This window comes from Siccirubricoccus deserti, assembly GCF_014283215.1.
Lineage (GTDB): Bacteria > Pseudomonadota > Alphaproteobacteria > Acetobacterales > Acetobacteraceae > Siccirubricoccus > Siccirubricoccus deserti.
Genome location: NZ_JACOMF010000026.1, coordinates 51,019 through 69,708, shown reverse-complemented (window position 1 = coordinate 69,708; position 18,690 = coordinate 51,019). Strand labels below are relative to the sequence as shown.

The 18,690-nt window shown below is 66.7% G+C and carries 16 protein-coding genes, 1 tRNA gene and 2 pseudogenes; 11 read left to right on the top strand and 8 right to left on the bottom strand.

The features are described from left to right. A pseudogene (locus tag H7965_RS31080) lies at positions 1 to 112 on the top strand (IS630 family transposase); the annotation flags it as partial. Between the two features lie 12 nt (positions 113 to 124). On the opposite strand, the gene H7965_RS18605 reads toward H7965_RS31080, so the two are convergent. Both H7965_RS18605 and H7965_RS18600 read right to left on the bottom strand, forming a co-directional pair. Further along, on the bottom strand, positions 125 to 1,681 hold the full coding sequence (locus H7965_RS18605) for an MBOAT family O-acyltransferase (protein WP_186772088.1): 1,557 nt from the start codon (positions 1,679 to 1,681) through the stop codon (positions 125 to 127). 15 nt (positions 1,682 to 1,696) lie between these two features. Then, complete coding sequence (locus H7965_RS18600; RefSeq protein ID WP_186772087.1) at positions 1,697 to 2,701, bottom strand: hypothetical protein; 1,005 nt, start codon at positions 2,699 to 2,701, stop codon at positions 1,697 to 1,699. Positions 2,702 to 3,582: 881 nt separating this feature from the next. Between H7965_RS18600 and H7965_RS18595 the strand changes: the two genes are divergently transcribed. The 8 genes from H7965_RS18595 (at position 3,583) to H7965_RS18560 (ending at position 10,646) form a co-directional block, all read left to right on the top strand. Continuing rightward, positions 3,583 to 4,932, top strand: coding sequence for a tyrosine-type recombinase/integrase (locus H7965_RS18595; protein WP_186772086.1), 1,350 nt, complete (start codon positions 3,583 to 3,585; stop codon positions 4,930 to 4,932). 606 nt (positions 4,933 to 5,538) lie between these two features. After that, the gene (locus H7965_RS18590; protein WP_186772085.1) at positions 5,539 to 6,546 is read left to right on the top strand and encodes a hypothetical protein; all 1,008 of its coding nucleotides are present in this window, start codon (positions 5,539 to 5,541) and stop codon (positions 6,544 to 6,546) included. A 109-nt stretch (positions 6,547 to 6,655) separates the two neighbouring features. Continuing rightward, positions 6,656 to 6,877, top strand: coding sequence for a helix-turn-helix domain-containing protein (locus H7965_RS18585; protein ID WP_186772090.1), 222 nt, complete (start codon positions 6,656 to 6,658; stop codon positions 6,875 to 6,877). Positions 6,878 to 7,098: 221 nt separating this feature from the next. Then, positions 7,099 to 7,368, top strand: coding sequence for a hypothetical protein (locus H7965_RS18580; RefSeq protein WP_186772084.1), 270 nt, complete (start codon positions 7,099 to 7,101; stop codon positions 7,366 to 7,368). After that, positions 7,365 to 8,249, top strand: a complete 885-nt coding sequence (locus H7965_RS31785) for a DUF7146 domain-containing protein (protein ID WP_456308174.1) — start codon at positions 7,365 to 7,367, stop codon at positions 8,247 to 8,249. Before H7965_RS18580 ends, H7965_RS31785 begins: the two co-directional genes overlap by 4 nt. Beyond that, positions 8,242 to 9,717 carry a YfjI family protein gene (locus H7965_RS18570; RefSeq protein WP_186772082.1) on the top strand — a complete coding sequence of 492 codons (1,476 nt, stop codon included), beginning with the start codon at positions 8,242 to 8,244 and terminating at the stop codon, positions 9,715 to 9,717. The genes H7965_RS31785 and H7965_RS18570 overlap by 8 nt, the downstream gene beginning before the upstream one ends. A 327-nt stretch (positions 9,718 to 10,044) precedes the next feature. Continuing rightward, positions 10,045 to 10,371 carry a hypothetical protein gene (locus H7965_RS18565; protein WP_186772081.1) on the top strand — a complete coding sequence of 109 codons (327 nt, stop codon included), beginning with the start codon at positions 10,045 to 10,047 and terminating at the stop codon, positions 10,369 to 10,371. Beyond that, entirely contained in the window at positions 10,371 to 10,646 is a 276-nt protein-coding gene (locus H7965_RS18560; RefSeq protein ID WP_186772080.1) for a hypothetical protein, read from the top strand. The genes H7965_RS18565 and H7965_RS18560 overlap by 1 nt, the downstream gene beginning before the upstream one ends. Positions 10,647 to 10,949: 303 nt before the next feature. On the opposite strand, the gene H7965_RS18555 is transcribed toward H7965_RS18560, so the two are convergent. The 4 genes and pseudogenes from H7965_RS18555 to H7965_RS18540 all read right to left on the bottom strand — a co-directional run bounded on the left by H7965_RS18555 (position 10,950) and on the right by H7965_RS18540 (position 14,669). After that, positions 10,950 to 12,710, bottom strand: coding sequence for an Ig-like domain-containing protein (locus H7965_RS18555; RefSeq protein WP_186772079.1), 1,761 nt, complete (start codon positions 12,708 to 12,710; stop codon positions 10,950 to 10,952). A gap of 196 nt (positions 12,711 to 12,906) precedes the next feature. Further along, positions 12,907 to 13,687, bottom strand: a pseudogene (locus H7965_RS18550) (IS5 family transposase). Positions 13,688 to 13,726: 39 nt separating this feature from the next. Continuing rightward, positions 13,727 to 14,221, bottom strand: a complete 495-nt coding sequence (locus H7965_RS18545; RefSeq protein WP_186772078.1) for a DUF4440 domain-containing protein — start codon at positions 14,219 to 14,221, stop codon at positions 13,727 to 13,729. Between the two features lie 358 nt (positions 14,222 to 14,579). Continuing rightward, positions 14,580 to 14,669: transfer RNA gene (locus H7965_RS18540), tRNA-Ser, on the bottom strand. Between the two features lie 485 nt (positions 14,670 to 15,154). Between H7965_RS18540 and H7965_RS18535 the strand changes: the two genes are divergently transcribed. Both H7965_RS18535 and H7965_RS18530 read left to right on the top strand, forming a co-directional pair. Beyond that, entirely contained in the window at positions 15,155 to 16,192 is a 1,038-nt protein-coding gene (locus tag H7965_RS18535; protein WP_186772077.1) for an amidohydrolase family protein, read from the top strand. A 94-nt stretch (positions 16,193 to 16,286) separates the two neighbouring features. After that, positions 16,287 to 17,171 (top strand): LLM class F420-dependent oxidoreductase, encoded by an 885-nt coding sequence (locus tag H7965_RS18530; RefSeq protein WP_186772076.1) that lies wholly within the window; start codon positions 16,287 to 16,289, stop codon positions 17,169 to 17,171. Between the two features lie 213 nt (positions 17,172 to 17,384). On the opposite strand, the gene mce is transcribed toward H7965_RS18530, so the two are convergent. Together mce and H7965_RS18520 are read right to left on the bottom strand one after the other, a co-directional pair. Further along, complete coding sequence (gene mce, locus H7965_RS18525; RefSeq protein ID WP_186772075.1) at positions 17,385 to 17,795, bottom strand: methylmalonyl-CoA epimerase; 411 nt, start codon at positions 17,793 to 17,795, stop codon at positions 17,385 to 17,387. Positions 17,796 to 17,854: 59 nt separating this feature from the next. After that, positions 17,855 to 18,667, bottom strand: a complete 813-nt coding sequence (locus H7965_RS18520; protein WP_186772074.1) for an alpha/beta fold hydrolase — start codon at positions 18,665 to 18,667, stop codon at positions 17,855 to 17,857. Positions 18,668 to 18,690 lie beyond the last annotated feature (23 nt).

The window sequence follows — 18,690 nt, the reverse complement described above, 5'->3', positions numbered from 1 at the left end:
CGCCGCGCGGACCATCGACGGGCTCTGGGATGCCATCCGCGACGCCCTGCCACGCTTTACCCCGGAAGAGTGCCGAAACTACTTCACCGCCGCAGGCTATGAACCAGAATGATCGGATTCCGCCCTAGAACTGGAAATAAAGGAAGGCGCTCACCTTCGACATCTGGGTCATCGTCGCCAGCAGGCAGCCCGCAACCACGACGGCCCAGGTGGCGGTCGGCTGCCACCGGATTGCCAGCCAGCCGCGCCGTCTGTCGGCGGCCTCGACGATCTCCTGCGAGTTCGGCGCGAACCACGCGACCAGCAGGAGCAGGACCAAGACCAGATCGCTCGACCGCGCCGCCACGAAGGACCACAACGAGGCGAGGCGGCCGTCCTGCGCCGCGGCGCCACCACCGGCGGCGCCGGCAAGCTCCGTCACGCCCTGCACGGTCCCTGCCGCCTTGACGGTGGACAGACCATTCATCCCCGCCATGGACTGCAGCATGTCGAGGGCGGCGCCGAGGCTTGGCGCATGGAAGAACACCCAGCCGACCACGACGGCCACGAAGGTGACGGCGCGGGCCACCAGGGAACCCGCCGGTCCTGCCGGCGCCGTCCATCCAAGCGTCGCGCGCAGCTTCTGCCAGGCGTGGTTGACCATGAGATAGAAGCCGTGCAGCCCGCCCCAGAGGACGAAGGTCCAGGCGGCCCCATGCCAGAGCCCGCCCAGGAGCATGGTAAGCAGCAGGTTCAGGTAGCGCCGCGTGGGACCCTTCCGGTTGCCGCCGAGCGGCACATAGACGTAGTCGCGGAGGAAGCGCGACAGCGTCATGTGCCAGCGCCGCCAAAAATCGATGATGCTGTTGGCCTTGTAGGGCGAGTTGAAATTGTAGGGTAGCCGGATGCCGAACATCAGCCCCAGGCCGATCGCCATATCCGAATAGCCGGAGAAGTCGAAATAGAGCTGGAAGGCGTAGGCCAGCGCGCCGCGCCAGGCCGACACCGCGCCCAGGACCTCGCCCGCGGCGAAGGAGACGAAGCTGGCCTGAGCCAGCGGCGCCAGGTTGTCCGCGATCATCACCTTCTTGAAGAGGCCGATGGTGAAGAAGGTGACGCCGAGCGCGAAATTGCGCGCGGTGAGTACCTCCCGGATCGGCCGCTGGAACTGGCCCATCACGTCGCGGTGGTGAACGATGGGTCCGGCGATGAGCTGCGGGAAGAAGCTGACGAAGAGGCAGAAGCCGAGAAAGTCGTAGTCGGGCGCCTTGCCGGATGCCGAATCGGCCAGGTAGGCAATCTTCTGGAAGATGAAGAATGAGATGCCGAGGGGCAGGACGACCGCGCGCATGGCGAAGTCGAGGCCGGTCAGCGCCTCCAGGTTCTCGACGAAGAAGGTCGCGTATTTGAAGTAGGCGAGGATGGCGAGATTGACGGTGATCCCGAAGGCAAGCAGGGGGCGTCGCGACGGGGTGTTCCTGCGATACGCGTCGGTCAGCCGGCGCCCGACCATGTAGTTGAAGACGGTCGTGGCGATCAGCAGGGGCAGGTAGCTGGCGTCCCACCAGCCATAGAAGAAGAGCGATCCGGCCACCAGGAAGAGCTGCGCCGGCCGGCGCCCAACCGTATGCCCCAGCAGTGTGTAGCCGAGCAGCATGACCGGCAGGAACGCCAGGATGAAGACATGGGAGTTGAAGAGCATCGTGGCGCTTCCGGTTCAGGAGGCGGGCACGCCCGGCAGATGCGCCCGGCTGAAGATCCAGCGTGTGAAGGCGGACACCGCGGACCACTGGAAATGGGCAGGGTCGGTGAACTGGCTGTCCTGCACCGGGAAGCCTTCTCGGGCGTCGAGCAGGGTGACGCTCTCGGCGGTCAGGCGCCGTGCGACCTCCGCCCGCCAGGCGCGGTCGCGCTCGCCGTCCCGGTCATAGGCGTTCAGCCAGGCCTGCATTGGCGGCAGCAGGACGACAATCCACCGGACATTACGGGCCGCCATGTCGCGCTGTAAGCGCTCGAGATGCTCGAAGCACGCCTCCGCGATGACCAGGTTGCCGCCGATCTTGGGTGGGTTGAGCGCGATTGGGCCGGAGCCCCAGGGGTCCATCTCAAGGGTGCGTGTCTGGTCGGCCCCGCTGCGCATCGTCGGCAGATGCCAGGCATCGCGGAAGAACAGCATCGGCCGGAAGTTCATGAAATAAAGCGGCCCGCCTGGCCAGCGGTCGAACATGTAGCGTCGTGCGGTCGTGGCGTCGAAGAAGGCGCCGTCGCCCTCACAGGCCTCGAAATCCCGCATCGCGAAGACCGACAGCACCGTCTCCACCGACGGCATGTTGTTCAGGTAGAAGCGCGTCAGGTAGGCGGTCTCGTTCACATGGAGAAAGCAGGGCGCGGCGTTCAGCGGCCTGAGCGCGGCCAGCCCCGGCTCGCCCAGAACCGAGAAGTCGAGATTGCGCCAGGTGACCGAGGAGCCGATTGCGATCAGCCCCGGCGCCATATCGACATGATCGCGCATGAAGCTGAACTTCTCGTCGATGCAGTTGGTGGCCGTCAGCGGCGGCGCGGGCAGCCGGCCCGCTCTGTCGAGCAGGTTGAGTCCGGCGCCGCCGAGAAGCAGGAAGGCTGCCAGCGCGGCCGCGAACGCAAGGTTGAAACGTGTGAAGGCACAGCGGGCGACCTGCGCTCGCCAGCTTCGGCCGAGCCCAAAGAGGATCGCAGCACACATCGGCTAGGCTGTCCTCTGTCCTACGCGGGGGCGCGCCGCGCTGCAGCCGGCCCTTCCGAGTAGCCGCGCTCGGCTCCGCGGCATTGCCCGCAGGTATTTGTCTCGGAGTTCGAAGCCTGGCATCGGCTAGATTTACTCCTGTTCCCGCAGGTGGAGATCGAGGCGGGCCAGCGCCCGCGGCGCAGCTCGCTGGGCTTCCCGCATCCCGGCACATCGGTGCAATACATGATGGGCCGGAACAAGCCGCGTCGCCTCAACTCAACGACAGTTGGTAGACGAGCTCCTGTTCAACCTGGGAGGGCTCTGCTTTACGGGTCGCGCCGTATCGACGCACTGACCTCTACCCTCGTCCGGGTTGCCCGGTGCCACCTGATCCTCCCCGATGAAGTGGTCCGTCTTGAGGTATGGGTTTGAACCGGAGGAGGACCGATATGGCGAGCAAGAAGCACCGCCCTTCGGTGCGCGGTCCAAGCAGCGCGCCGAAGTTCCGCTCTTAAGGTATTGAATTAAAAGACTACCGGCCGGCACGCCAAATCGCCCAGGTCAACAGGTCCGGAGAGAATTGGCCCTTGGAGCGTCGCTCTCGGCGGCCGCAAGCCCAGGTACGGCCAATAGGTCCCTACGGAAAACCGCAGGACACCTGCCCCTCCTGGCGCAGCCCGGCTCGGGGGAGAACTCGATTCGCATAAGAACTGGCGGAAGCGGTGTCCTTCGTACCCTTGTTTCACGCTGTCTCAGGCCAAGCCAAACACTAGCAAAAAGGCCGGATCGCCCCCCGTTATGGTCTCATTCCGGTTCTGGACGTGTCAGGCTACCCCATGCGAAGAATGGGGTAGGCAATGGGGTAGCCGATCTACCCCTACCCCAGCGGGACACGGATCATGGGCACCCTCACGGCACGGCAGGTTGCGGCAGCGAAGCACCCCGGCAACCCGGCTGGCGCCAAGCCTCGCCCGGTGACGCTGGCGGATGGCGAGGGGCTGTTCCTGCAAATCACCCCGGCCGGCAGCAAGTCATGGCTGCTGCGCTACACCCTGGCGGGCCGCACCCGGGAGGCTGGGCTGGGTTCCTACGGCGAGGCGCCGGATGGCGTGCCGCTGGCCGCAGCCAGGGATAAGGCGAAGGCGCTGCGGGCGCTGGCGAAGGAAGGGACCGACCCGATCGATGCCCGGCGCGAGACGAAGCGTGCGGCCGATGCCGAGGCGCGCAAGGCTGCGACGCATACCTTCCGGGCGGTGGCCGAAGCCTGCATCGCCGCCCGTGAGGGCGAGTGGAAGAACGCCGTCCATCGCGCGCAATGGGGTAGCACCCTCACCACCTACGCCTACCCCATCCTTGGCGACCGGCCGGTGGCGAAGATCGGCACCGATGATGTTCTGGCGGTGCTGCAACCCGTGTGGTCCAGCAAGCCCGAAACGGCGAGCCGGCTGCGCGGCCGGATGGAGGCGGTATTCGACTACGCCGCCGCGCTCAATCTACGGCCACGCGGCTTCAACCCGGCCACTTGGCGCGGCAACCTGCAACCGCTGCTGGGCAGCCCGAACAAGATGAAAGCCCGGCTGCGCGAGGCAACCGGGACCAAGGGGCACCACCCTGCACTGCCGTTCAAGCGGATCGGCGCCTTCATGGCGGCGCTGGCGGAGCGGCCGGCGACCTCCGCCATGGCGCTGCGCTTCGCCATCCTGACCGCGGCGCGCACGGGCGAGGTATTGGGTGCCCGCTGGCGGGAAATCGACATGCAAGACGCCATCTGGACGATCCCGGGCGCTCGCATGAAGGCCGGGCGGGAGCATCGGGTGCCGCTCTCTGGCGCCGCCCTGGCGGTGCTGCGCGGGCTGCTGCCGGCGGAAGGCGCACCCGATCCGGCCGAGCATGTATTCGCCAGCGCGGGCGGAGGCGCGCTCTCCCAGATGGCGCTGTTGATGCTGCTGCGCCGGATGAATGAGGGCGAAGGCGGGCCACATTGGCTAGACGCCGAGAGCCGGACGATCACCGCGCACGGGTTCCGCAGCACCTTCAGGGATTGGGTAGGCGAGACGACCTCCTTCCCGCTAGAAATCGCAGAGGCGGCGCTGGCGCACACGATCCGCGACAAGGCGCAGGCAGCGTATGAGCGCGGCGATAAGCTAGCGAAGCGGCGGAAGATGATGGAGGCATGGGCCGCATATTGCGGCCGGGCTGCCGCAGCTAGCGACGGCAAGGTGGTGCCGCTCGGAGCCGTGATGGGATAATCGGGGGCCGCGTTCTTTGCGGTGAGGCGTACCCCCACCTAAAGCACCTAATCCACCTAATCGGACGCACTCGCCATGCGGCGGGAGGGGGGGCTAAAACTCTGACGCCTCTGAGCTTGGCGACCGCGCCCCAGGCGCTTTCTCGCGTCCACAATATAGAGGCTCACGGGGCGGCGCCGATGACACGCTGGCGCACACGATCCGCGACAAAGCGCAGGCAGCATATGAGCGCGGCGACAAGCTAGCAAAGCGGCGGAAGATGATGGAGGCATGGGCCGCCTATTGCGGCCGGGCTGCTGCGGTGGGCGACAGCAGGGTGGTTGCGCTGGGCGTGGCGGCTGGGTGATCAGAGGATGCGTTTTTGCCCGCGTCGGGTCACCTCCACCTAAAGCACCCAATGCACCTAATCCGATGCGCTCGCCATGCGGCGGGCTAGCCCCGCGTATCGGCACCGCGCCACAGGTCGCCGATGCATCTTTCCAACACGCCTTAATCCGTTCGCGCTATGGTTGATGTCGGCGGGGCTAGGTTTGGCCGCCGAATGCCCGGACCTCCAAACGGGCCGCCCCGCCGCCCTACCATCGGAAATGCGCATTCGGAGGCGCTGTGTCCCTGCCGCGCGAAAAGACGCTCCTGCGCTACGGACTGCCCGGCAGTTTTGTAGAGCCTGATTATGCTGTTTCTTGGCTGGCATTTGGATCGGCCCTGCCCGCATACGCCTGGGATCATCTCCTATACCCGGGCGCCGCCCGATGGCCGAACCTTGATGGCAAAACCCTGCTCGACGGCTTGGAACGGCTAGCGTCCGCGCCTGCCCGATACGATCAAGACAGGGTAGTGGCGGCCCTGGTCGAACGTGTGCAGAACGCGAGATACAAGGCTGAACGTGCCGCATCTCCAAACCCAGCTGAATTCAGGCTTTCACAGTCCCTAACTCGGAAAGCAGAAGTGAAAACTCCAGATTTAGTCGATGAAGCAAGACGATGGTTGGGCGAATTAAGCGACGCTCCGTTCGATCCTCGGATGGTATCCGAAGCGTTGTATTCTGCATCTTCAAAATTGCGGAGAAGCGCAGCAAACGGCGAAGTATCTGTTTTTGCTCTGAATGAACGATGTCACCACAGTGCCGTACTTTGGCTTATTGATTATAGGACAAGCGATAGCGAATACATCCTGGTTCCCTGCGAGCGATTTGATCAATTAGTGTATTTCGGCCCTGACGGATTGCAGGTACCGAATCGGTATTCATATCCAAGGGATCCATTTCTGAAGACTTATTTGAATATCTCGGTGAGGCTGGACGGAGGGGAGATTGAAAGCCGGTGGCCCGATCCAGACCCCCAGCGCATTTGGACGAATGCCGAAGATGCGGCGCCAGCGCAGCCCCCCATGGCGGCGCCCAAAAGCACTGGCCGCGCGGGAGGGCGACCACCGCATCCAAGCCGAGATGCATTCATCCGTGAGCTGATCAGGCGTGCCGACTTAGACGGTCTTACGCGGGATGAAGGAACCCTGTTCCGCGAAATGCGCGCTTGGTGTGAAGAAACGCTGGACGACGAAACGCCGTCCGATACGACCCTACGGGATTGGCTGAGCCGCTACTTACCAGACTGAGCAAACCGGTTTCCGTGAGTATCCGCGGGTTTCCTTTTCTCGCTACAGCTTAGCCCCCTTATTGAGCGTGTCGTCCTGGCGCATCCCGCACCAGCCGAGAGGCGACACCATGCACCTTGCCGAACCTGCGCCCCGCCGCACCGCTTCCAAGCCGAGCCGTAACCCGGCGGCCCTTACCCACACCCTCAACGACGCCAGCCACATCTCCGGCCTGAGCCGCAGCACCCTCTACCGCCACGCCGCCGCCAGTCGGCTGCGGTTGGTGAAAGTGGGGGGCCGCACGCTGGTGGATGCCGCCAGCCTGCGGGCGCTGCTGGGAGTTGCCGAGTGATCCGCGCCGCGTGGCCCATGCTGGCCCGGCCACTGGCCCTGCTGGCGCTCTGCGCGCTGCTGCGCCTGACCATCCCGTGAAACGCAAACCGCCGGGGCGAGGCGCCCCAGCGGTGATGCGGTACTGCGGAAAACGGCGGACTACTCGACACCCGCTGAATACACCCGCGCCGCGTCCTGCGCCAGCGCCGACACCCCGGTCGGACAAGGACCGATGGCCTCATGACCTACTGCCCGACCTGCGGCCGGCGGCACCGCCCGCGCCGCGTCTCCGTGCCGACCGCCCAGCTGGACCTACTCACTTGGGTGCCGCCGGCCCGGCCACATCGCGGCACCGCCCCCGGCCCGCGCTTGGTGCTGCTGCATGGCTGCCTCGACGCCGAGGGCGAGCCGCGCGCCGGCATCATCGATCCGGGCCGGCGGGTGCCACGGGCCTTCGCCAACATGGCGGCGGCGGTGGCAGAGTTGCGCCGCATGGAGGCGGGCCGATGACCGGCGCCGCCGACCTCGCCGCCCGGCTGGGGCTACGCCAGCGGCCCCAGCGCCGCGAATGGCGCGGCGACTGCCCCAGTTGCGGATACCGCGCCGGCCTAGCGGTGAAGGAGCTTGACGGCCGGGCCGTGTGGTGGTGCGCATCCTGCCGCGACCGGGATGCCGTCACCGGAGCCGTTTTGCGTGCGCTGGGGCATGGTGGGGCATCGCCCGCGCCGCGTGACCGCGGCTCCCAGCAGGCGCCTGCCACGGCCCGGAAATCGGCCTTGGTGCGCGACCTCTGGGAGAGGGCGCTGCCGCTGCCCGGCACGATTGCAGAGCTATACCTCGCATCGCGCGGGCTGCCCGGTATTCGATCCGATGCGCTGCGCTACCTGCCCAGTGCGCCGCACCCCGGCGGGGCGCCGCTGCCGGCCATGCTCGCTGCCATCCGCAACACCATCACGGGCGAGTTGCAGGCGGTGCATCGCACCTATCTGCGCCGCGACGGCAGCGGCAAGGCTGAGGCCGAGCCGGCGCGCGCCAGCCTTGGACCGGTGGCCGGTGGCGCGGTGATGCTGGCGGAGCCAGCCGAAGCCGCTCCACTGGTGATCGCCGAGGGTATCGAGACCGCTCTCTCCGCCGCGGTGATGATCGGCGGCATCGCCTGGTCTGCCATCTCCGCCGGCAACCTCGCCGCACTGCCGTTGCCGGCTTCGTTGGCTGTGTTGGTGATCGCCGCCGATCCCGACCCGCCCGGCCAGCGTGCCGCCGCGGATGCCGCCCTGCGCTGGCGGGCCGAGGGCCGATCTGTGCGGATCGCCACGCCAGACGCCACCAACCTCGACTTCAACGACCTGCTTCGCGCCCGGCATGCGGCGCGGGAGAACTCCCATGGCTGACGGCTTCACAATGCGGGATGCGCCCGCGCCAGAGAAACACCCGCTCTACCGCCCGCTGCCGCCCGCACCACCCTTCCCAGCCGATGCGCTTGGGGCGCTGCGCGATGCGGCCGAGGCGGTGCAGCTGCGGACCCAGGCGCCGATGGCAATCTGCGCGCAGTCCGTCCTTGCCGCTGCCACGTTGGCGGTACAGGCGCAGCGCGATGTGGAACTACCCGGCGGCGGCCGGAAGCCGCTAACCGGGCTGTTCGCCAGCGTGGCCGATAGCGGCGAGCGGAAATCCAGCGTAGATCGCCTGGCGCTGGCGCCCGTCTATCGGGTTGAAGCCGAGTGGCGCGAGCAATCCGCCGCAGCGTTCACCGCCTATGCCAATGACCACGCCGCGTGGAAGGAGGCGCGGGAGGTGGCGAAGAAGAAGCACAAGGGCGACCGGGCCGCGATCCGCACGGCGCTGGACGCCAGCGGTCCAGAGCCGCAGCCGCCGCCGCATCCGATGCTGTTGATTGCCGATCCGACGCCCGAGGCGCTGGTCCTGCACCTGGCCGAAGGCCGCCCATGGGCCGGGGTATTCACTGCCGAGGGCGGCATCCTTGTTGGCGGCGCCGCCTTCAATGACGACACCCGCATGCGCACCGGGGCGCTGTTCAACATGCTCTGGGATGGCGAGCCGATCCGCCGCCGCCGCGTGTTGACGGGTGCCGCCTTCCTGCCCGGGCGGCGGTGCAGCGCGCATGTGATGATGCAGCCGGCGGTAGCGGATAAGCTGTTCGGGGATTCCATGCTGGACGGCATCGGAATGTTGGCCCGCACGCTGCTGGTCGCACCCGAAAGCACTGCCGGCACCCGGCGATGGCGCGAGGCACCTTGGGAATGCGCGGCGGTGCTGGACGCCTACAATGACAGTCTAAGATACCTGTTGCAGCGCCCGCCCGTAATGGCGGATGGATCGCCCAGCGTGCTCGATCCGCCGCCCATGTGGTTGTCGCATGAGGCGACCGCGCTTTGGGTGCGGTTCCACGATCACGCCGAAGCCTGCATCGGCGCGGCGGGCGATTGGCGCCCGATCCGGGCCTTTGGTGCCAAGGCCGCCGAGCATGCGGGCCGGCTTGCCGCGGTGCTGGCGGTCTATGCCGATCCCGATGCGATGGAGGTAACGGGCGAGGCGATGGCGGGTGGGATCGCACTTGCCCAGCACTACGCGGCGGAACTGCTGCGGCTGCAAGGTACCGCCGGTATCTCGCCCGACCTGCGGTTGGCGCAGCGCCTGCTGGCCTGGTGGCAGGCGCGGCGCGATCCGGCCCTCCATCTGGCCGCGGTCTATCAGCGGGGCCTGAATGCGCTGGGCGATGCGGCGACGGCGCGGCGCATCGTCGGCATTCTGGAAGATCACGGCTGGGCTGTTCGGCTGCCGTCCGGCGCCGAGGTTGAGGGCGCGCCGCGCCGCGAAGCCTGGACACTGGCGCGATGAGCCTGCCGGCTTTTGATCCATGGGCCGAACTCGACAAGCTGCGCGGGCGAGCATCACCCCCACCTAATCCGGCTAATCCACCTAATGCGCCCGCCCCAGCGGATGCCGGATTAGGTGCTTTAGGTGGATTAGGTGGGGGGCACCCTGCCGCGCGCATTTCCGCTGGTGCCGAGGCACCGCAGGCACCGGCCCTGGATGAAGTGGTTGCGGCGCGCGCTGCATGGCTGGCGCAGGCCGCTGCCGACGGCTTCGCCGCGCTGCTAGCGCCCGATCCTGACTTAGATGCCGAACGGGCGATCATCGCCAGCGTGCGGGGGAGTTGGGCCGATGACAGATGATCCGCGCATCGTCGCGCCCGACCCGGCTGGCGACGCTCCAGCGCTGGCCGTCATCGGGATCGCGCCACTGCCTGGTGCACGACGGACACCGCATCTGCTGGTGCATGTTCGGACTGGGCCGGTGGTGGCGGTCTATGCCGTTGCCGGGTTGAAGCGCCGCCAGATGCAGCTACGCGCCCCGCTGGCGGTGAATAGTGCGGCCGGCATCCCGCGCGAGCGCGCGCATTTCGAGTGTGGCGAAACCCTGCTGCTGCGACCGGCAGCACGATGCGTCACCAGTTCTGAGGCACATTTAGCGCGAAAAGGCGTGATATGATGACGAATGAAGCCGCGGTCCAACGCCGCGAAGCCGCCCGCCGCCGATCTGAGGAATACCGCCAGCGCCGCAGCCGGGGCGCAATGGTGGTGCACATCGAGGTTGTCCCGACCGACCTACATGCGCTGGAACGGCTAGGGCTGCTGCCGCGTGGGGAGCGCGATCCCTATACCGTCGCCTGCGCGGTGGCGACCTTCCTGCAAGCTGCGCCGGGGGTGGCGATGATGGGCGAGCGGATGTTCCCCGAGCCGATGGGGCCTAGCGATGCCCGGTAGCACTGCGCGCCCAATTGGCCGGAGAGCCGCCGCGCTACCTGCCGCCAACAATCGCCCGGGCGGATGGGCGGGCTATCTCGCGGCGCGCGACCTGCAAGCGCCCGCCCCGCCGAAGCAGCGTCATGGCAACCAGCGACACGGAAGGCGAAGCAAGGCCGGCATGGCGTCACGCCGGCTGATCCGGGCTTGTGTTCGAATGCTGCGCGCCAGCTTGTGGAATGCGCCGGTCCCTAGATTTGGTGCCAGGTAGCCGCGAGTTAGGGGCGTGGCCACACAAGCCACGCCCCCAAAATCGGTAACGGGCTAGACGCCGAAGACCGAAAGGTCCCGGCCGTCGATGATGGTATCCACCATCAACACAGTGCCGTCGCTGAACGTCACCTGTGCCTGAACGGCGTCATCTTCAGTGATTTCGAGGCCGGTGGCATTTGGCACAGAGTAACTGAAGACGTTCGGGCCACCCGTCAAATCAGTCTGGTCAATGCCGGGTACCGCCACCCCGTCAACCAGAAGCTGGAAGTTCGTAATAGTGGCCGGCGTCAGGGGGCTATCCTGCAACGCGTTTCGCAGGTCGTCGCTGTTCAGCACCTGTTGCGCATTGCCATCGCCGGTGTTGTCGATCGCGTTCAGCTGGGTAAGGCTGATATTGGTGCCGACACCGACAGCCGTGATCTCCGCGTTGAAGGGGCTGCTGGTTAGTGCCGTGACCTCGTCAGCAAAGCTGCCGCTCCCAAAGCCATCCGAGAGGAAAAAGACAAGGTTGTTTGCCGTTGCCGCGTCGGGCTGGGCGTTAAGGGAGTTGATCGCCACCTGTAGCGGTGCCTCAAAATTCGTTCCGCCGCCTGCAGTCAGCCCTGACAGGGCCACATCCAGGGCACCTCCGGAGGCGATCTGCGACGGAACGAAAGTCCCGACGAGGCTCGCCCCGCCGGAGAATGCAATGAGACTGATATCCACGTCGGCGTCGGAAAAGCCACGATCCACGATCTCTTGCGTCAGTGCTCGAAGACCGGCGATCTCAGCGTCGAGAACGGTGTTGCTGATGCCATCGTTGTTTTGGTCGCCCACAGGCGTGCCGCCGAATTGTGCGGAGGTACTTCCTGAAACGTCAATGATGTAGGTGACGTTGAACTTCTGCGTCGCCAGGTTACCGATGTTGATCGTGCCGCTGATGTCGGTCTTGTCGTCAATTGTGCGCAGTTCGGTGGTTAGCGAGATGCTCGCGCTCTGCCCATTCTGGAGCGTTCCGTTGGTAGTATCGGTCTGCGTGCCCTCGTTGACGCCGACGATCTGCACAGTGACATCTGCCGTGTCGGTCAAGCCGCCGGGATCCTGCGCGGTGTAGGAGAAGGCGACGTCGATGGTGTCGCCTGCCAGCAGCGAGGCGAAGGCCGGCGCAGGGTCAAATACCACTTGATTGCCGACGATCTGGGCGGTGCCTTCGGTCACTGGGTCAAGGCCGGCGATCGAGGTAACGGTCAGGGGATCGCCGTCCAGATCTGTGTCGTTTGCCAGAACATCGATTGTCTTCGTCGCATCAGCACGTACTGCCGCGTGATCATCCACTGCGTCGGGCGGATAGTTCACTTCCGGTGCATTGCCAACCAGCTTCAGCGAATCCTGGCGCGACCCACCTTGGGTGCCGACGCTGGTGAGACGCGCACCGAACTGCGCCAGCTCGATGTCGTTTAGCGATAAGGTTTGGTCGGCGGAGAGGATGAAGGTTGCTGTCTTTATATCATCGCCCTGGCCGATGCCCTGTCTGCCGAACTCCACGCCAATGTCGAAGGGGCTGGCCTCACCTTGCATATTGGCGCCATTGCCCAGGTCGATGACGCCGTTGTTTGCGATCTGGCGATCGGTCACCACCGCTGGGTCGCCCGTTACCGTCAGTCCGGTGAAGGCGGCGAAATTGTTTAAGTGGAAAAACAAGCCGCGCAGATCGGCGGTCTGTCCACCAGCATTGCCCACCACAACTGTAAATTTTAGGTCGCCTCCGGCGACGTCTTCAATGGTGACTTGGACCCCGGGTCCACCAGGGATCGCGAATGTCGTGCTTGCCAATTTTTGGTTCCTCCCGCTGTCGTGCCAGGAATAATTTGGCAGACGATGGGAGTTTACGCCTTCGTGTGGTGGTTAATCGATGCAATATACAAAATTACGATCTTTTGATTCCGTAATTCTGTGCTTTCAAATCGAAGCTGCATTAATTCCCTAATTTTCTACTTCAGGTAGATTTTGTAGGGGTTGCTGACTTTGATCAGTCCGCTGATGCTGCGAGGCAGAGCACGCCAAGGAAGGACAGTGCGGTCTGCTTGTAGCGGGTGGCAACCGCACGCCATTCCTTCAGCCGTGCCCAGAGGTTCTCGACCAGGTGCCGGTTGGCGTTGACCCAGTCTGGGCAGGCGACGGGTGCGTCGGTGCGCTTGGGCGGGATCGCGGGACGCGCACCCATGTCCCAGATGCGCTCGCGGAAGGCGCCGGATGCGAGGCCGCGATCGCCGACGGCCCAGCCCGGAACGTCGGCAGGCGGGCAAGCAGGGCCGGTGCCATCGGCAGCTCGTGGGCCCAACCAGGCGCGAGGGCGAATGCCACCGCCCGGCCGCGGCCATCGGCAATCACGCAAGCCTTGGTCCCGAAGCCGCCGCGCGAGCGGCCAAGCGCCTCGCGCGCATCCCGCTCCGCTTGCGTCCCCCTTTTCGGGCACCATCCGCCGTCTTCTGGTGCGCCCGGATGGTGGTCCCGTCGGAGAGGGCCATTCCGAGCGCGATCCCCCGCCTCTGCGCCAGCTCCAGCAAGCGCTCCCACACCCAAAGATGGCCCCAGCGGTTGAAGGTTTGCGCCGCCGTCCAACACGGCCCAAGCTCGGCCGGGATGGCGCGCCAGGGTGCGCCATTCCGGTGACGCCAGATGATCGCCGCGATGGTGCGGCGTAGGTCGTGGTGCTCAGTCTTGCCGCGCAGGTGCACCGCCTCGATCAGCGCCGAAAGCCGCTTCCATTGTGCGTCGGTCAAGACCCTAGTCGTGCCTCGGTCAGCCATGCCCCGGAGCTGGGGACGGGCCTCACATCCCGAAAGGCCTCAGCTCCGGGGCAGCGGGATCGGCAAGATACTGGCCATGCGCCAGGCGCCGTCGCCCTCACGCCGGAGCGTCTGGTTCATCAGGAAGCGCGCCGGTTGCCCGGGCTGACCAGCAGCGCCGATGGTGAACAGCACGGGGACGAAGAGCTGCGCCGCCCCGGGGCCGAGCGCCATAGTGCGGAACTGCGCCATGTCGGGCTCCAGCCGCCAGGTGCCGGTGTAGAGCGCACGGAACCGCTCCATCGCAGCCGTGCGGCCCCAGATCGCTTGGCCGCGGGTGATCCAAAGGAAGTCCGGCGAGTCCCACAGCAGCGCCTCGACCGCCGCCGCATCGTGCGCGTTCTGCGCCGCAACGAAGCGCTCGAACAGGGTCCGCGCCTCCGGCGGGCCGGCGCCGGTGCTGGTGGTCTGGGCAAGTGCATCCCGCCCGCTCACCGCCGCCGTCACGAGCGCCGCGAGGCCAAGAGCCGCTCCGTGCCTCCGCAGGATGGTCATGGCAGGCATCCTCCGTTGGTTGCAACGTTGAAACCATACGCTTCGGCGGTGATAGCGGCGACTAGCCGACAAGGGCGACGGATCAAACTTCCAAGAGCTAATAACAGGCCATAGCTGTTCATTCCGATACGTTCAGGCAACGGCTTCTATTCCAACCGGCACCGACACGACCTCAAAGCCCCGATCCCGTTAGGTGGCGCATCACCCTTGGGTAGCACCCATGCAGCTGCCACGCCGCAGCATCACTGATTATTTTGGAGACTACCCTCGACGAAGCGCGAGCCGATGCTTGGAAGGGGTAGGATCGGGGGTAGGCGGGAGCGGATTGCCCGAAAAGCCGCAGGAATCCCAGAGTTTCTGGCGGAAGCGGTGGGATTCGAACCCACGATACGGTTGCCCGTATGCCAGTTTTCAAGACTGGAGCCTTCAACCACTCGGCCACGCTTCCATACCGCCTCAGGGCTCAACTGCCGATGATAGGCTCATGGGTGATTTTCTCGCCACCCCGCGGCCCTCGCGAACCCGCCCACAACTCGTCGTAATCACACTCCTGCTTTTCGGCCCAATGGCCAACGGCGGTCAAACCTCGATCAGTATTCAAGACCGCTGCCTTAAACCGCTTGGCCACTCATCCTCACCGTGGTGGTGGACCGCTGCGCTGAAGCACCCGTCTTGCAGCGCCACATCCGCCCGACCCACTCTGTAGCCCAAGGCAATTCAGGCTGCAAAAGCCCAAGGGCGTGACGGTCCCGGACCGAAGGCCGACCCTGGCCGGCATGGCAGGGCAATGCCGCCCCGCCTGAAGGCCGCCGGATCGTGGCGCCGGTGGGTTCGAGCGCCACCGGCGCAGATCGCGCCGCCGCCCGTTGCGGAACTTCACCTTCCGTGCGGTAGTCCGCCCAGCCACGCCGCACGACATAGGGGAGAAGCGCCATGCGAAACTTCGATCAACCGACCCGCTACGGCCGCATCTTCCCGCCCAATCCCGCCTGGCTGGCGCAGCGCCCGCCGGAGCCGATCCTGGAGCCGGAACTGCCGATCGTCGATGCCCATCACCACCTCTGGGAACGGTCTGATCAGCGCTATCTGCTGCCGGAATTCCTGGCCGACCTGAACACCGGCCACAACATCGCCGCCACTGTCTTCATCCAGTGCCACGCCATGTACCGCGCGGCCGGGCCGGAGGAGATGCGCCCGGTCGGCGAGACCGAATTCGTCGCCGGCATTGCCGCGATGAGCGACAGCGGTGCCTATGGCCCCACCCGGATCGCCGCCGGCATCGTCGGCTTCGCCGATCTCACCCTGGGCGAGCGGGCCGGGCCGGTGCTGGATGCGCATATCCGCGCCGCCGGTGGGCGCTTCCGCGGCGTGCGGCATTCCGCCGCCTGGGATGCCGATCCGATCATCGGCAATGGCCATGACGCGCCCCACCTGCTGCGCCGGCCGGAGTTCCGCGCCGGGTTGCGGGAGCTGACGGCGCGCGGCCTGGCCTTCGACCTCTGGGTCTTCCACACCCAGCTCGACGAGGCGCTGGAACTGGTGCGGGCCTGCCCCGAGACCAGCTTCATCCTCGGCCATTGCGGCGGCCCGTTGGGCTACGGCCCCTACGCGGGCCGCAGGGACGACGTCTTCGCCCGGTGGAAAGCCGGCATGGCGGCGCTGGCCGGCTGCCCGAATGTGGTGGTGAAGCTCGGCGGCATGATGATGCGGCTGGCCGCCTATGACTACGGGGCGCTGCCGATACCGCCGACCTCGGCCGAGCTGGCGGCGCATTGGGAGCCCTACATCATCACCTGCATCGAGCTGTTCGGCGCCGATCGCTGCCTGTTCGAGAGCAATTTCCCGGTCGAGAAGATGGGCATCGGCTACGCCGGGATCTGGAACGCCTTCAAGCACCTGACGCACGGCGCCTCGGCGGAGGAGAAGCGGGCGCTCTTCGCCGGCACGGCGCAGCGGGTGTACCGGCTGTAGCGCCGAATCACACGCCCGGCGCCACGCTACCCTCTCGCCTTTGTCGCCGATCCGCCGCAGGCTGGCCGGCGACAAGGAATGGAGGAAACGCGCAGTGAAGTTTGCCCTGCATCTCAGCAACATCGTCTTCCCCGACGCCGCCGGCGCGGCGCGGCTCGGCCAATGGGCGGAGGCGGCGGGCTTCGACACCGTGCTGGCCATCGACCATGTGGTGCTGCCAGAGAATTTCACCACCCGCTACCCATACTCCGCCACCGGCCAGATGCCGGCCGGTCCCACCGAGCCATACCCCGATCCCTTGATCTGGCTGGCCTTCCTGGCCGCCACCACCGCCCGGATCAGGCTGCTGACCGGCGTCATCATCCTGCCGCAGCGCGAGCCGGTGGCGCTGGCCAAGCAGGTGGCGACGCTGGATGCGATGAGCGGCGGGCGGCTGGAACTGGGCATCGGCGTCGGCTGGCTGCGCGAGGAATTCGAGGCGCTCGGCGTACCCTTCGAGCGGCGGGGCAAGCGGGCCGACGAATACATCGGCGCGATGCGGGCACTCTGGGCGCCGGGCACCGCGCAATACGCCGGGGAATTCGTCAAATTCCCGCCGGTGCACTGCTACCCCAAGCCGGTGGCGGGGACGGTGCCGATCATCGTCGGCGGCCATTCCGAGGCGGCGGCGCGCCGCGCCGGGCGGCTCGGTGATGGCTTCTTCCCCTCCATCGGCGCGCAGGTGGATGTGGCGCCGCTGTTCGACGTCGCCCGCCGCGCCGCGGAGGCCGCTGGCCGCGACCCCGCAGCGGTGGAGATGATCACCGGCTGCCCCGAGGCGCTGCCCGGCTCCGGCAAGGATGCGATCGCCGCGGTCGAGGCCCGCATCGCCCGCGGCATCGGCCGGGTGGTGGTGCCGCTCACCGCCTTCCTGCCGAATGTCGAGGAGGGGCTGGCACGGTTCGGGGAGGAGGTGATCCGGCCATTCGCCGGGCGGTAGTGCCGGAGAAGTCGCTGCCCTCCCCAGGCCCCATCCGCCAGGGGCCACGCGGCCCCTGGACCGGCCTGGTACCATCGGCATGAATGTTCCATTCGTGCCGAGCGCCCGAACGGGCACCATGCCGCGTGACGCGTAGTCAAGGCTTGCGGAGCAAACCGCCCGGCGGCCGAGGCAGCGGTTGATCGGTCACGATCAACCGCCGTTGGTCTTGAGTCAGTGTTTGCCGGACATCTCCACCAGCTCGAACAGGATGCCCGCGGTGCTGGCCGGGTCGATGAAGGCGATGCGGTGGCCGCCATGGCCGCTGCGCGGCACCTCATCCAGCAGCTTCACCTGCTTCGCCTTCAGCTCCGCCAGCGCCGCATCGATGTCATCCACCTCCAGGCAGAGGTGATAGATGCTCTCGCCCTTCGCCTTCAGCCATTCGGCGGTGCCGCCGGTATCGCTCTGCGGTTCCAGCAACTCGATCGCACTCTCGCCGATCGGCAGCATCGCCAGGCGCACGGCATATTCCGGCAAGGTCTCCTCATGGTCGCAGGTGATGCCGAGTTTGCCGAGAGTGTCGCGCACCGCGTCGAGGTTGCGGACGGCGATGGCGACATGCTCGATGCGCTTGATCTTCATGAAGGGCTCTCCCTGGCCTGGGTTGGGCCGTTGCCGCCCGGCGGGGCGGGTGCCAGCCCCTATGATGCTGCCCGCCGGGCGATGAAGTCGAGGGTCGCCGCGGCGCAAAGCTCCGGATGGGTGGCGGCGACATGGTAGCTGTCGCCCGGCACCACCATCAGCTCCGACCCCGGGATGTGCTTCTGCCAGGCGCGGGTGGTCTCGACGCCGTCCAGCCCGCTGTCATCGGTGGTGACCACCAAGGTCGGCGCCGCCACCTGGGCAAGATCGCCCCGCACATCCAGCTTCGGCACCTGCGCAATGAAGCCGAGCTGGGTGCTCAGCGGCGTCGCCCCCATCAGCCGGCTCCAGCCTTCCACCATGGCGGGCGGCGCACCGGCACCCAGCCGTCCCCGCATGGTCCAGCGCGCCCAGCTCTCGACGCCATGCTCGCGGATATGCGCCATCCAGGAGGCATGGCGGTCGCCGAGCGTCGTCTGCCCCGCGACCAGCGTGCCGAGCAGCACCAGCGACCGCACCCGTCCGGGATGCAGCGCGGCCAGCCGGATGGCGATGGGGCCGGCGACCTTTGCCGCCACCAGATGCACCCGGTCGAGCCCGAGATGGTCCAGCAGGGCGATGAAATCCGCCACCAGCCCATCGAAGGACCAGGGGTGGTCCTGTGGCATCGGGCTGGACCGGCCGAAGCCACGCATGTCCGGCCGCACCACCTGTAGCCGGCGGCCGAGCGTCGGCATCCAGCCATTCCAGGCCTCGCCGCTCTCGGCATTGCCGTGCAGCAGCAGCGCCGCCTCCGGCCGGGCCCAGGGATCGGCGAAGCATTCGTCGCGGTAATGCATGGTCGCGCCGTCGGCCAGGGTGAAGACGGGCATAGGGTGCTCCTGGACGTTGCTGT

Bases quoted from the DNA above. Each gene is read 5' to 3' on its own strand.
- H7965_RS18605 (WP_186772088.1), bottom strand. From the start codon at position 1,681: ATGCTCTTCAACTCCCATGTCTTCATCCTGGCGTTCCTGCCGGTCATG.
- H7965_RS18600 (WP_186772087.1), bottom strand. From the start codon at position 2,701: ATGTGTGCTGCGATCCTCTTTGGGCTCGGCCGAAGCTGGCGAGCGCAG.
- H7965_RS18595 (WP_186772086.1), top strand. From the start codon at position 3,583: ATGGGCACCCTCACGGCACGGCAGGTTGCGGCAGCGAAGCACCCCGGC.
- H7965_RS18585 (WP_186772090.1), top strand. From the start codon at position 6,656: ATGCACCTTGCCGAACCTGCGCCCCGCCGCACCGCTTCCAAGCCGAGC.
- H7965_RS18580 (WP_186772084.1), top strand. From the start codon at position 7,099: ATGACCTACTGCCCGACCTGCGGCCGGCGGCACCGCCCGCGCCGCGTC.
- H7965_RS31785 (WP_456308174.1), top strand. From the start codon at position 7,365: ATGACCGGCGCCGCCGACCTCGCCGCCCGGCTGGGGCTACGCCAGCGG.
- H7965_RS18570 (WP_186772082.1), top strand. From the start codon at position 8,242: ATGGCTGACGGCTTCACAATGCGGGATGCGCCCGCGCCAGAGAAACAC.
- H7965_RS18565 (WP_186772081.1), top strand. From the start codon at position 10,045: ATGACAGATGATCCGCGCATCGTCGCGCCCGACCCGGCTGGCGACGCT.
- H7965_RS18560 (WP_186772080.1), top strand. From the start codon at position 10,371: ATGACGAATGAAGCCGCGGTCCAACGCCGCGAAGCCGCCCGCCGCCGA.
- H7965_RS18545 (WP_186772078.1), bottom strand. From the start codon at position 14,221: ATGACCATCCTGCGGAGGCACGGAGCGGCTCTTGGCCTCGCGGCGCTC.
- H7965_RS18535 (WP_186772077.1), top strand. From the start codon at position 15,155: ATGCGAAACTTCGATCAACCGACCCGCTACGGCCGCATCTTCCCGCCC.
- mce (WP_186772075.1), bottom strand. From the start codon at position 17,795: ATGAAGATCAAGCGCATCGAGCATGTCGCCATCGCCGTCCGCAACCTC.
- H7965_RS18520 (WP_186772074.1), bottom strand. From the start codon at position 18,667: ATGCCCGTCTTCACCCTGGCCGACGGCGCGACCATGCATTACCGCGAC.